The sequence below is a fragment of the Sinorhizobium arboris LMG 14919 genome (assembly GCF_000427465.1).
Lineage (GTDB): Bacteria > Pseudomonadota > Alphaproteobacteria > Rhizobiales > Rhizobiaceae > Sinorhizobium > Sinorhizobium arboris.
The window spans coordinates 2,178,273-2,191,252 of the sequence record NZ_ATYB01000014.1 but is presented as its reverse complement, the minus strand read 5'-3'; the positions used below and the strand labels follow the sequence as shown (position 1 = coordinate 2,191,252).

Annotated in this window: 10 protein-coding genes; 1 reads left to right on the top strand and 9 read right to left on the bottom strand. The window is 63.4% G+C overall.

What is annotated here, in order from left to right; genetic code table 11:
• The 8 genes from fhuF to SINAR_RS0121870 all read right to left on the bottom strand — a co-directional run bounded on the left by fhuF (nucleotide 1) and on the right by SINAR_RS0121870 (nucleotide 9,698).
• Nucleotides 1-732 (bottom strand): siderophore-iron reductase FhuF, encoded by a 732-nt coding sequence (gene fhuF, locus SINAR_RS0121905; RefSeq protein ID WP_028001063.1) that lies wholly within the window; start codon nucleotides 730-732, stop codon nucleotides 1-3.
• A 29-nt stretch (nucleotides 733-761) separates the two neighbouring features.
• Nucleotides 762-2,936, bottom strand: a complete 2,175-nt coding sequence (locus SINAR_RS0121900) for a TonB-dependent siderophore receptor (RefSeq protein WP_028001062.1) — start codon at nucleotides 2,934-2,936, stop codon at nucleotides 762-764.
• A 222-nt stretch (nucleotides 2,937-3,158) separates the two neighbouring features.
• A complete protein-coding gene (locus tag SINAR_RS0121895) occupies nucleotides 3,159-4,586 on the bottom strand; it encodes a gamma-aminobutyraldehyde dehydrogenase (protein WP_028001061.1) in 1,428 nt (475 codons plus the stop codon).
• Nucleotides 4,587-4,611: 25 nt separating this feature from the next.
• The gene (locus tag SINAR_RS0121890; protein WP_028001060.1) at nucleotides 4,612-5,427 is read right to left on the bottom strand and encodes an ABC transporter permease; all 816 of its coding nucleotides are present in this window, start codon (nucleotides 5,425-5,427) and stop codon (nucleotides 4,612-4,614) included.
• Complete coding sequence (locus SINAR_RS0121885; RefSeq protein ID WP_028001059.1) at nucleotides 5,417-6,367, bottom strand: ABC transporter permease; 951 nt, start codon at nucleotides 6,365-6,367, stop codon at nucleotides 5,417-5,419. Before SINAR_RS0121885 ends, SINAR_RS0121890 begins: the two co-directional genes overlap by 11 nt.
• The gene (locus tag SINAR_RS0121880) at nucleotides 6,364-7,359 is read right to left on the bottom strand and encodes an ABC transporter ATP-binding protein (protein ID WP_028001058.1); all 996 of its coding nucleotides are present in this window, start codon (nucleotides 7,357-7,359) and stop codon (nucleotides 6,364-6,366) included. The genes SINAR_RS0121885 and SINAR_RS0121880 overlap by 4 nt, the downstream gene beginning before the upstream one ends.
• 127 nt (nucleotides 7,360-7,486) lie before the next feature.
• On the bottom strand, nucleotides 7,487-8,647 hold the full coding sequence (locus SINAR_RS0121875) for an ABC transporter substrate-binding protein (protein ID WP_028001057.1): 1,161 nt from the start codon (nucleotides 8,645-8,647) through the stop codon (nucleotides 7,487-7,489).
• A 142-nt stretch (nucleotides 8,648-8,789) separates the two neighbouring features.
• Nucleotides 8,790-9,698, bottom strand: a complete 909-nt coding sequence (locus SINAR_RS0121870; protein WP_028001056.1) for a LysR family transcriptional regulator — start codon at nucleotides 9,696-9,698, stop codon at nucleotides 8,790-8,792.
• Nucleotides 9,699-9,819: 121 nt separating this feature from the next.
• Between SINAR_RS0121870 and SINAR_RS0121865 the strand changes: the two genes are divergently transcribed.
• A complete protein-coding gene (locus SINAR_RS0121865) occupies nucleotides 9,820-10,743 on the top strand; it encodes an alpha/beta hydrolase (RefSeq protein ID WP_028001055.1) in 924 nt (307 codons plus the stop codon).
• A gap of 189 nt (nucleotides 10,744-10,932) precedes the next feature.
• Here SINAR_RS0121865 and SINAR_RS0121860 read toward each other — a convergent pair whose 3' ends face one another.
• On the bottom strand, nucleotides 10,933-12,930 hold the full coding sequence (locus SINAR_RS0121860; protein WP_028001054.1) for a CocE/NonD family hydrolase: 1,998 nt from the start codon (nucleotides 12,928-12,930) through the stop codon (nucleotides 10,933-10,935).
• Between the last annotated feature and the right edge of the window lie 50 nt (nucleotides 12,931-12,980).

Sequence of the window (12,980 nt, the reverse complement as noted above, 5' to 3'; positions counted from 1 at the left end):
CTATTGTTTCCTTTGGCTTGGAAGGGCGCAGAGGCTACCGCAGCTCGGGACGCCGGGGAGGAGATATCTCAGGCAGCAGATCTTGCGCCGGCAGACGCGCGTCCCGTCCTCTTCCTCCTGACGCAGGCAGTCGAAGAAGGGGTTGGGAGCGCCGTTGGGCATCAGACGGCGGCCGACCATCGCATCGGCCTGGTCGCTCATGGGGTCGGTCCCGGCGGTCCGAAGCGCATAGTCGATGTAAACGGCGGCATTGTTCCAGGCGAGCCTCGGCGATATGCCGCCAACCGCCTTGAAATGCGGGACCACCTTGGCAAGGTGCTCGTCCATGAGCGCGCCGATCAGCGCGAAGACGTCGCCGGCGTCGTCCTCGCGCCATTCACCTGTCGTCGCGACCCCGAAGGCGCGCGGCAGCCCGTCGGCCGAAAGCGCCACCGTCATCTTGTCGAATTCCGCCGGCAGCGCCTGGTGGTCCAGCACCCGGGCGACGACATAGGGTATGGTCAGGGCGGAGAAATAATAGAGCGACCACATGGAGGCGACGGCGCGGCGGTCCGTGCCGCCGGAGGCCTCGGCATAGTGCGAGAGGGTCCGGTCGAAGGCGCCGCAGGCGAAGAAGTCGGAAAGCGGAACGCCATCGGAGAGGTTCTCCGACAGCATCATCTTCTCGTTGCACCAGGCATGCGGGCCGGCAAAGGCCGCCGACAGACCTTTCGGCTCGTCGACTACCGCCATGTTTTCATGCCCCGCAGTTGCCATGGCGCTTACCAGTTGTAACGCAATGAGCCGATGACGGTGCGGCCCTGGTCGCGATGGCAGTATCCCGCAGTGCATACGGCTTCGCGCCGGTCAAAGAGATTGGTGGCATTTACCTGCAGCTGCAGTCCCTCATATTTCCGGTCGATCGCTGCGAAGTCATAGCCGACGGAAGCATCGAAGAGCACGCGCGAACTATTCTTGAAGGTATTCTCGTCATTGCCGTAGCTCGATCCGACGAAACGCGCACCGCCTCCCAGGCTGAGCCCGGTAAAATGACCGTCTTCGGGCAGCGTATAGTGGGCCCATATCGATGCCATGTGCTGTGGAGCGGAAGAAACATAGTTGCCGATCGTGCCTTCGGGGCCCTGAATGATCTTCACGTCGGTATAGGCGTAAGAGGCGATCAGGGAAAGGCCATTGTCGAGGCTGGTGTTCGCTTCGATCTCAAAGCCGCGCGAACGAAGTTTACCGCGCTGGACCTGAATATTGCTGACGCCATCCGCTTCGAAATAGAGGCCATTCTTCTGGTCGATGTTGAAAAGGGCGGCGGTGATCAGCGTGTTGCTGTCCGGCAGGAGGTACTTGACGCCGATTTCCTGCTGCTCGCTCTCGGTCGGCTTGAAGGGCTGGTTTGTTTCCCTGTTCAAACCGGCATTGGGCATGAACGCCGTCGAGTAGCTGATATAGGGGGCAAGGCCGAAGTCGGTCTGGTATGTGAGCCCTATGCGGCCGGAGAATTCCTTGTCCTTTTGCGACACCGTCGTCAGCGTGCCGGTGGCGAGATCCGTCGTATCCGTATCGGTCGAGACCCAGTCGTATCGTCCGCCCACCGTCAGCGTCCAGGCGTCGTAGCGGATCTGGTCCTGCAGATATGTGCCCAGCTGCCATTGGTCCTGGACCGTGCGCGTGTTGAAATCAATAGCATCGACCGGGCGGCCCTGCGTCGGATTCTTGGTGTCGAGCGGAGGCGACATGCCGCGCCCGTCGAGCGCGCGGAAACGCAGCTTCGTATAGTCGAGACCGGCAAGAAGCGTGTGCTCGATTGCGCCGGTGTCGAATTTGGCTTCCAGCTGGTTATCGATGACGAACGCCGTCAGCCGCTCGTCATAGGTGCCTGCGGTGCTGTCGAGCAAAGTCGGGTCGTCAGCATTCGGCGCATAGGCGAAATCCCAGTCAGCGTCGATGTTCAAGGTGGATACGCGTGCGTTCTGGCGGAATACGAAGGTGTCGTTGAGGCGGTGCTCGAATTCGTAGCCGATGCGTCCCTGCTTCTGTATCGAGTCGTTGAAATCGGGATTGCCTGCGAAGATGTCCGTGACCTCGCCGGTGAACGGATCGTTGTAATAGGTCGCGGTTCCCCCGCTCTTGGTGCGCGAATACTCACCGAGAACGGTCAGTTTGGTGTCTTCGTCCGGCTTCCAGGTAAAGGCCGGAGCGATATAGGTGCGGTCGTCCGCAACGCCGACCTGCTCGGTGTCGGCATCGCGCAACAAGCCGGTCAGGCGGTAATAGACAGGGTCCGTCTCGTTCACGGGGCCCGAGAAGTCGAATTGGCCCTGATAGCGGTCATGACTGCCGTATTGGACCTGCACCTCCCTCAGTGCGTCTTCCGTCGGCCGCTTGGTGATGAGGTTGTAAAGGCCCCCGGCACCGGTTGCGCCGTATAGGGCCGAGGAGGGCCCGCGCAGGATCGAAACGCCTTCGAGGCCGTAGGGCTCGTTCTTGAAGACCGAGTCGACGGCCGCCGGCTGGCGGAGATTGTCCCGGAAGATGCCGGTAAAGGTCACGTCGAAGCCGCGGACGAAGAATGCATCGAAGCGGGGATCGAAACCATAGGCGCCGACGCGCGTGCCCGGCGTATAGGCGAGCGTCTCCAGCAGCGTCTGCGGGTTGCGGTCCTTCAATTGCTGTTCGGTCACCGTGGAAATCGATTGCGGCGTCTCGAGGAACGGCGTGTCGATCTTGGCGCCCGTGGCGCTGCTGATGCCGACATAGCCCTCGGCCGTAATGACCCCGCCGCTGCCGTTGACGACCAATGTTTCCAGAGCGGTGGAGTCACCATTGGCTACGGTTTCCTGCTGCGCTTCCTGCGCCTGGGCGGTGGCGACGAGGGCGAGGGCGGATGTGCCGGCGAGCGCAGCTCGGACGAGCGGCAGGAGGGGGGCGGATTTCGAGGGCATGCGACGCAACCTTATAGAGATATAAGTTATGTTCTATAAGGTGAGCTATTCACTCATGATTATTGCGGACGCAAGCCGATTTCATGACTTTTCAAGTCATGTTCAGGATGTTTGTGGGAAATGTGCAACAGAAGCGGGGGGCCATGCGGACCTGGCGGTTCGAGGGAAGGCCAAGCATCGGATTGCCCCTCATCCGCCGGCCGGCGGATGAGGGGCCCGCCTCTAGCCGTGATTGATCATGATGTGGCGGACGGCGGTGTAGTCTTCCAGCGCATAGACCGACATGTCCTTACCGTAGCCGGACTGCTTCACGCCGCCATGTGGCATTTCGTTGGTCAGCATGAAATGCGTATTGATCCATGTGCAGCCATATTGCAGGCGGGACGCGGCCTTCATCGCCTTGCTGATGTCCTTCGTCCAGACTGAGGAGGCGAGGCCGTAATCGCTGTCGTTCGCCCAGGCGACGGCATCGTCCTTGCCGGTGAAGCGCGTGACGGAGACGACCGGGCCGAAAACTTCGCGGCGGACGATCTCGTCCTCCTGAGTGGCGCCGGCGACGACCGTCGGCTGGAAGAAGAAGCCCTGGTCGCTGCCGGTGCGGCCGCCGGTGGTGATCTCGATGTGTTTCTGGTCGGCGGCTCTTTCGACGAAGCTTGCCACCCGGTCGCGCTGGCGCCTGGAGATCAGTGGACCGATCTCGTTTTCCGTGTCGTCGTCCAGATTGTAGCGGATGGTGGAGACGGCCGATGTGAGGTCGGCGACGAGTTTCTCGTAGATGCCGGCTTCGGCATAGACGCGACAGGCGGCGGTGCAGTCCTGTCCGGCATTGTAGTAGCCGAAGGTGCGGATACCGTCGACCACGGCTTCAAGGTCGGCGTCGTCATAGACGATGACCGGCGCCTTGCCGCCGAGTTCGAGGTGGGTTCGCTTCACCGTTTTGGCGGCGGCGGCGAGCACCTTCTTGCCGGTGGCGATGTCCCCGGTGATCGATACCATGCCGACCTTCGGATGGTTGATCAGCGCGTTGCCGACGGTTTCGCCGCGGCCGGTGATGACGTTGACGACCCCTTCGGGGAGAATGTCGGCGATGAGCCGCGCAAGTTTCAGCGCTGTCAGCGGCGTCTGTTCGGATGGCTTGAAGACGACCGTGTTGCCGCCGCCGATCGCCGGCGCCAGTTTCCAGGCCATCATCATCAAAGGATAGTTCCAGGGCGCGATGGAGCCTACGATCCCGATCGGATCGCGGCGGATCATCGACGTATGGCCCGGCAGATATTCGCCCGCCGCCGGCGCATGCAGATTGCGCACCGCGCCGGCGAAGAAGCGCCAGCAATCGATGATCGCAGGCAACTCGTCGTTCTTCACCGCATTGATCGGCTTGCCGCAGTTCAGCGCCTCGAGCGCGGCGAAATCGTCGGCCTCGCTCTCGATCGCATCGGCGATCTTCAAAAGGGCGTTGGAGCGTTCGGCCGGCGTCGTCTGCGACCAGCCGACGAAGGCGCGCTCGGCAGCGTCGACCGCGGCGTCGATCTGCGCATGGGAGGCCTCGGCGAGGTCGATGATCCCGGCGCCCGTCCTCGGATTCAGGATGTGTTCCTCGGCCTCGGTCCCGGCTTCGAAGCGCGATCCGATCAAGAGCTCGGTGTCCATGTCTGTTCTCCCTTCAGGTGCGAGGTCATTTGCCGGCGCCAGCGACCTGGTCGCCGTCGCGGGTCAGGTAATAGGCGCCGAGGATCGGCAGGAAGGTCACCATCACGACCACCATGGCGACGACGTTGGTCACCGGACGCTGGCGCGGGCGGATCAGTTCTTCCAGCATCCAGATCGGCAGGGTCGATTGCTGTCCGGCGGTGAAGGTCGTGACGATCACCTCGTCGAAGGAAAGCGCGAAGGCGAGCATGCCGCCGGCAAGCAGGGCCGTGCCGATGTTCGGCAGGATCACGTAGCGGAAGGTCTGAAAGCCGTCGGCGCCGAGATCCATGGAGGCCTCGATCAGCGAGCCGGAAATCCGGCGGAAACGGGCGACCGCATTGTTGTAGACGACGACGATGCAGAAGGTCGCGTGGCCGAGCACGATCGTCCAGAAGGAGAAGGGGATATCGGCCATGGAGAAGGCCGAGCGCAACGCGATGCCGGTGATGATGCCGGGAAGCGCGATCGGCAGGATGACAAGGAGCGAGATCGTCTCGCGGCCGAAGAAGCGGGTCTGGCTGACGGCAGCGGCGCAGAGCGTGCCGAGAACGAGCGCGACCGCGGTCGCGATCGAAGCGACCTTCACGGAGAGCGTCAGCGCCGCCCAGACGTCCGGCCGGTTCCAGGCGACGGCGAACCATTGGGTGGTGAGCCCCGGCGGCGGGAACTGATAGCTCTTCTCTTCCGTCGTGAAGGCATAGAGAAAGATCAGCAGGATCGGCACATGCATGAAGGCGAGGCCGGCGGCGGCAGCGATCTTCAGACCCAATGGAGCGGAGTTCGCTTTCTCAGAGCGCATCGAAGGCCCCCATGCGTTTGGCCATCCAGAGATAGGCGCCCATGATGACAATCGGCACGACCGTGAAGGCGGCGGCGAGCGGGATATTCCCGGCGGTGCCCTGCTGCGCATAGACGGCCTGACCGATGAAGAGCCGCGAGGAGCCGACGATCTGCGGAATGATGTAATCGCCGAGCGTCAGCGAGAAGGTGAAGATGGATCCGGCGACGATGCCCGGCAGCGCCAGCGGAAAGAGCACGTGGCGGAAGGTCTGCGCGGGCGTTCCGCCGAGGTCCGACGAGGCTTCGATCAGATTGGCAGGCACGCGTTCGAGTGCCGCCTGGATCGGGAGGATCATGAACGGCATCCAGACATAGACGAAGACCACGAAGGTGCCCGTGTAGCTGACCGACAATGAATTGCCGCCGACGACCGGCAGGGAAAGCCAGGCATCGATCAGCCAGAGGAGGTTCAGCTTTTCGAAGAACCAGGTGAGGATGCCTTCCTTGGCGAGGATCAGCTTCCAGGCATAGATCTTGACGAGATAGCTCGACCAGAGCGGCAGCATGACGGCGAGATAGAAAAGCGCCTTCCATTTCCCGCGCGCGTAGCGAGCGGCGTAATAGGCGATCGGAAAGGCAATGAGCGCCGAGACGAGCGTCACCAGCGCGGCCATCGAGACGGTGCGGATGATGATGTCGAGATTGGCTCCGCTCAGGAGCTGCCGATAGGTGGCGAGCGTGAACTCGTATTTGATGAGGCCGGAGAAATCGTCGATCGAGAAGAAGCTCTGCATAAGCAGCGCAAAGAGCGAGCCGAGATAGACGATCCCGAGCCAGAGGAGCGGCGGACCGAGAAAGATCGCCAGCAGCACATGCGGGTGCCGCCAGAAGAAATCCGAGACGCGGCCGGCCGTGCTGCGGCGTTGCGGAAGAATGACGCTTTCGACGACGATCGTCATGCGTCCTCCATCGGGTGGAGGTCGTGCGCCGCGAAGCTGATCGTGACCGGACTTCCGACGGCTGGAAAACCATGCGCCGCCGGACTCGCTACCGCGATTCGGGCGCCCTCGACATCGACCACGATGCGGTTTGTGGCGCCCAGGAAGCTCTGCGAGGCGACGGTGCCGGCGAGGCTCAGCGCTCCGTCGCCCGGCGGTGCGATCGCCACAGCCTCCGGGCGGAGGCTCGCGAAGGAAGCCTTCAGTCCCAATCTGCGGCAGAGGTCTTCCGAAAGCACGTTGGAGGAACCGACGAAATCGGCGACGAAGCGCGTCTGCGGACGGTTATAGACCTCTTCCGGGCTTCCGAGCTGCTGAATGCGGCCCTCGTTGAAAACGGCGATCCGGTCGGCCATCGAGAGCGCTTCGCTCTGATCATGGGTGACGAAGACGAAGGTGATGCCCAACGACTTCTGCAGCGTTTTCAATTCCTCCTGCATCTGTTCGCGCAGCTTCAGATCGAGCGCGCCCAAGGGCTCGTCGAGAAGCAGAACCTTGGGCTTGTTGACCAGCGCGCGGGCGAGCGCCACGCGCTGGCGCTGGCCGCCGGAAAGCTGCCCCGGCCGGCGCGTGCCGTAGCCCGGAAGTTTCACCATGGCGAGCGCATCCTCGGCCGCCTTGCGGCGTTCCTCCCGTCCGACGCCCTTTACCATCAGACCGTAGGCGACATTGTCGAGAATGGAGAGATGCGGGAAGAGGGCATAATCCTGGAAGACGGTGTTGACGCTGCGCCGGTAGGGCGGCACGCCTTCGGCGGTTTCGCCGAAGATCTCGATATGGCCTCCGGTCGGCTGCTCGAAGCCTGCCATCAGCCTCAGGCATGTGGTCTTGCCCGAGCCGGACGGGCCGAGCATTGCGAAGAACTCGCCCTCGGCGATCGCGAGGTTCACGCGATCGACGGCACGGACGGCGCCGAAATAGCGGGAAACATTGTCGAAGAGGACGGCGGTCATAGGGATACTCCCAGGAGGTCTCTGCCCCTCATTTCGCTGCCGCGACCTTCTCCCCGCGCGCGGGGAGAGGGTTGGTCCTCGGGTTAGACCCGAGGAGAGGGGCGAACGCTTGCGCTGAAGGCAGGGCTTACCGCCCGCCGATGACGCCGATATAGTCGGAGACCCAGCGATGATAGGGCACGCATTCGCCCTGGCTTTCGCATTTCGTTACCGGCGTCTTCCAGAACTTGACCTTCTCGAAGTCGTCGTAGCCGTTGGTCTTGCAACCCTCGTCGGTCAGCAACTCGTTGCCCTTGCAGGCCGCTCCGACGGAGGGATTGGCGCCGAACCAGGCGGATACATCTCCCTGGACCTTGGGAGAGAGCGAATGTTCCATCCACATATAGGCGCAGTTCGGATGTTCGCTGTCGACATGCAGCATCGTCGTATCGGCCCAGCCGGTCACTCCTTCTTCGGGGACGACGGAGGCGATCGGCTGCTTCTCGGCCTGCATCAGGTTGACCTGGAAGGGCCAGGAGCCGGAGGCGACGACGCCTTCGTTCTTGAAGTCGTCGATCTGGATCATCGCGTCGTGCCAGTAGCGGCCGACGAGCGTGCGCTGGGTGCGCAACAGGTCGAGTGCGGCCTTGTACTGTTCTTCGTTGAGCTCGTAGGGATCCTTGATGCCGAGGTCGGGCTTGTGCGCCATCAGGTAGTTGGCGGCGTCGGCGACATGGATCGGTCCGTCATAGGCCTGAACGCGGCCCTTGTTGGACTTGCCGTCGGGCAGCGTCATCTCCTCGAAGACGACATTCCAGCTCTTCGGCGGCTGATCCTTGAAGACCTCGGTATTGTACATCAGCACATTCGGGCCCCAGACATAGGGCGTGCCGTAATGCACGCCGCCGACCGTATGCCATGGAGCATTCCGCATGCGCTCGTCGATCGTCTTCCAGCTCGGGATCAGATCCGTGTTTATCGGCTGAACGCGCTTTCCGGCGACGAGACGCAGCGACGCGTCGCCGGAAGCCGTCACGAGATCAAAGCCGCCTTCGTTCATCAGGGCGACCATTTCGTCGGAGGTCGCCGCCGTCTTGACGCTGACCTTGCAGCCCGTCTTCTCTTCGAAGGCGCTGACCCAGTCGTAGTTCTTGTCGGTCTCGCCGCGCTCAATATAGCCGGCCCAGGCGACGATCGAAAGGGCGCCTTCGCCCGGTCCCAGCTCCTTCAGCGGCTCCTGCGCGAGGGCAGGGGCGGCGAGGCCCAGCGACAGGGTAAGCGCAGTGCAGGATTTCAAGATCTGCTTCATCGGAAGTCTCCCCGGTTTCACGCCGTTTGCGGCTTTGTTCCCGGAATGAAGCGTGCCTTGGTTTTACCGTATTCGCAAATTCATTAATCAGAATGCCGATATCGGCATTTCCGATAGCAGCCGAACCTCGGGATCCGAACACTTACCGTGGGCGGGCGCTGCGCAAGGCCTCGGCAACGCCGACGAAATCGCGCGCGGACTGTGGCAGGCTCGACCCCTTGCGCCAGACCATGCCGACCTGCACGACGGGCAGCGCCCCGGAAACGTCGCGGCTTTCGATCCGGTCGCCTTCGAGCGACCAGGGGCGGTAGACGAGATCAGGCAAAAGGGCGATGCCGGCACCGGTCGCAACCAGGCTTCTGACCGCCTCCACCGAGCGGGTGCGGAAGGCGACATGGGGGCGCGCGCCGAGCGCCGTCAGGAGTTTGCCGGTATTCTCCTCGATCTCGTCCACGGTCAGCATGATCAGCGGCTCCCGGGCGATATCCTCGACCGAGATGATGTCGGCGCTGACGAGCGGGTGGCCGATCGGCAGCCAGAGGCGATAGGGAGAGGTTTCGAGGATTTCCGCCTGCAGCGCCATACGGTCGCGCAGGTTCGAGATGACCATCACGGCGACGTCGAGTTCGCCGCCGATCAGGAGGTGCTCGAGATAGGAACCATTGTCCTCTATGGCACTCACCTCGACGCCGGGGCAGGCGCGGCGGTAGCGCGCGAGCAGGTCGGAGAGCACGTAGCCCGCGACGAGGGAGGTGACGCCGAGATTGAGCCTGCCGCCGCGTTCCTCGCGGCTGTCGGAAAAGCTGCGCCGCGCATCGGAAACATCGGCGAGGATCTTGGTCGCGTGGCGCAGGAACTGATGGCCGTTATGGGTGATCGAGAGGCCGCGCGGATGCCGGTCGAAGAGTTCGACGCCGAGATCGGTTTCGAGCTCCTTGATTGCCTCGGTGATCGACGATTGAGAGATGGAGAGGTTCTGCGCCGCGCGGGTGACCGAGCCCTGCTCGGCGACGGCGACGAAATATTGCAACTGCCGGAGTGTGAATGCCATGGACGAATTAACACCGCTTGCCGAGGCGAAAGCAAGCAAGGTGTTGGACTGCGGCAGGTGCTGGCGCATTTCGTCGTGCGCGCCGGCGCAACGATGTTATGGTGCGATCAGGGGGAGCAGGATGGATTCGAAACCGACAAAGCCAATACCGACGGAAGACGGGATTCTCGCCTTCCGAGACCGTTGCGAGGCGTTCTATCCCGCCGATGCCGTCAATGCCTCCGTCGAGCAGCAGCGGCAATGGTACGATGCGCTCTGCGCCGAATTCGATGCGCCGTCTCCCGAAGGGCTCGATCGGCGGGACGAGCGGGTGGCGGGGAAAATTCCGGTGCGGCACTACCGTCCGTCGAAGATCGCGAGTGAGACGCGGGTCTTCTACATCCATGGCGGCGGATTCGTCGTCGGTTCGCTCGAGAGCCACGATGCGATCTGCGCCGAGCTTGCCCATGGCGCGCGGGTGGAACTGGTGTCCGTGGACTATCGCCTTGCGCCCGAACATGTGTGGCCCGCAGCCTTCGAAGACTGCCGCGAAGTGCTGGAAGTGCTTCTTGCCGAGGGTCGTCCGCTCATCGTTGCAGGCGACAGCGCGGGCGGAAATCTTGCTGCAGGCATGGCGCTCGAAGCAAGGGCGAGAGGTCTCGCCGGCATCGTCGGTCAGGTCCTGGTCTATCCCGGCCTCGGGGGCGACCTGACGCGCGGCTCCTATATCGAGATGGCCGAGGCGCCGCTGCTTTCCACCAGCGATGTCGGCTATTACCGCGAGATGCTGAAAGCACCGGCGGATGAACCGCTAGCACACCCGTTGAGGGCCGCGGACCTGTCCGGACTTCCCCCGGCCTATATTTCCGGCGCCTATTTCGATCCGCTGCGCGATGATGCGCGCGCCTATGCCGCCCGGCTTGTCCAGGCAGGCGTGGACGTCACCTATCGGGAAGAGCCGCAGATGGTCCATTCCTGGCTCCGGGCGCGCCACATGAGCTCCGGTGCGCAGGAAGGCTTCGGCCGTCTCGTGCAGGCTGTGGCGAGATTGGCCGGTACGGCTTGAGGTTTGGTTGCCCCTTTCCTCGGGTGTAACCCGAGGACTAATCCTCTCCCCGCAAGCGGGGCGAGGGGACGAGTAGGCCGTGCTCGCCCGTTCGAAATGAAGCGCTGAAGGGCGCCGCGAGTCCCTTCTCCCCGCAAGCGGGGAGAAGGTGCCGGCAGGCGGATGAGGGGCGGATCCGTTTCGATACCTTCACATGAAATCCCGCCGGATCCGCTTCTCGAAGGTCTTCTCGAAAATCTTCTCCTCACCCTCGAAAGCCTCGACCCTGGCGGAGGTGATCCACTCGGATTCCGTGCAGCCGAGGCGGGACGTCGAGACGGTCTTCAGCGATTGCCGCCCACGCCGCGCGATGCAGGTCCAGGTCGAGACGCCAGTCATCGAGTGCGGATCGTCCGGCGCGATCGTCCAGGTTTCGTCGCGGATGTCCTGAGTCGCGTTGCCCGTGCCGGGATGCTCGACGAGGCCGGTATTCTCGTAGATCCGGTAATGCGTCAGGCCCTTGCTCATGTCCCGTTCGACGGTGCGGCGCGTCTCGGCCGGCGAATGCTCGATATAGTGCGGCAACGGGTCGGGATTGGCCGGCTGCGGCACGACGATTTCGCGATGGTCGCCGAGAAGCGGCAGGGAAAGGGAGACGCTGGCCGTGTCGATCCTGACCCCCGGGTCGGTCGGCGACGGGAGGATGATCGGCCAATAGGACGTCGACAGCGACAGCCGGATGCGGTGGCCGGCGCGGAAGCGATAGCCGCAGGCATCGAGCACCAGCGTGACGCGCGTCTTGCGGTTCTTCTCCATCGGCACCGGCTTGGCATTGCCGTTGCGGTGCGCCAGGTTGAGAACGCCGAAGGCGACGCGGGTCGCCGTTCCGTCCGGATGGACGTCGACGATGCGCGCGGCGAGATTGGCGGTTTCGGCACTGCAGGAAAGCTCGAGGTCGAGCACCGGCTGGCCGAGATAGTCCTCCGCTTCGAGCAGGGGATGCGTATCGAAGGTCAGCGCGCCCGCATCGTCGATGCGCTGGTCACCGGGCATCTCGGCGTCGGGCTTCAGCGTGAAATACTCACCGGCAGCGGTGCCGGTATCGAGCGGCGAGCGCAGGTAAACATCGCCTATCCCGCGCCTGGACGAGGAACCGGCGGCCAGGCTTCCCTCGCTCGAAACCGCGAAGGTCCGCATTTCGGGCGTGGTCCAGGCGTCCTTGGCGATCCATCGGCCGGGGTCTTCATTGCGCCTGACCGCCGGCCTCGGGCCGTCGAGGATATAGGCGCGTACCTGCGGCAACTGCTCGGCGTCGTTCTCTTCATCGCGAAGCCAGCGGTTCCACCAGCGGATAGCCTCTCCGAGAAAGTCCGCTCGCGGCTTCGGCCAGGCGAAATGCGGATATTTGTGGACCCACGGACCGACGAGCGCCTTGGCCTTGTCGCCCAGCCCCTCGACCGCCTTGATCGGCGTGTTGCGGTAGCCGTCCGCCCAGCCGGCGATCACCAGCGCCGGAATCGGAAAGCTTTTGAAATCCTCGCAGATCGAGCCATGCCGCCAGAAATCGTCGCGGCGCTGGTGCTCCAGCCATTCCTCCAGGAAGAAGGGCTCGTTCTCGAGGCGCTCCAGCCACATCTCCCGCCAGCGCTCGCCGACGAGCTCCGCATCGGGCGATCGGGACTGGTAGGCGAGCATCGTTGCCGCCCAGGAGAGTTGCGCCGAGAGATGGCAGCCGTTCTTGTAGTGGATGTCGTCATTGTAGCGGTCGACGGTCGAGGCGATCGAAATGACCGCCTTGAGGGCCGGAGGCTTGAGGGCCGCCACCTGCAGACAATTGAAGCCGCCCCAGGAGATGCCCATCATGCCCACCTTGCCGTTCGACCAGGGCTGTGCCGCAATCCACTCGACGATCTCACAGCCGTCGGAGAGCTCGCGCGGCGTGTATTCGCCGTCGATAACGCCCTCGGATTCGCCCGAGCCGCGGATGTCGACGCGAATGCCGGCAATGCCGGCGGCCGCGAAGGCCGGGTAGGTGGATTCGTCCCTTGCACAGGTCCCGTCGCGCTTGCGGTAGGGCAGGTATTCCAGAACCGCCGGCACCGGTTTCTGTTCGGTGCCTTCAGGCATCCAGATGCGCGCGGCAAGCCGGATTCCGTCTTTGAGGGGTATCCATTCGTTTTCGATGACGGTGAAATTGCGATCGACCATCGCGGCTGCCTCCGATCGGTGCCTTACTGTTGAGACGCGCGGTGCAGGCG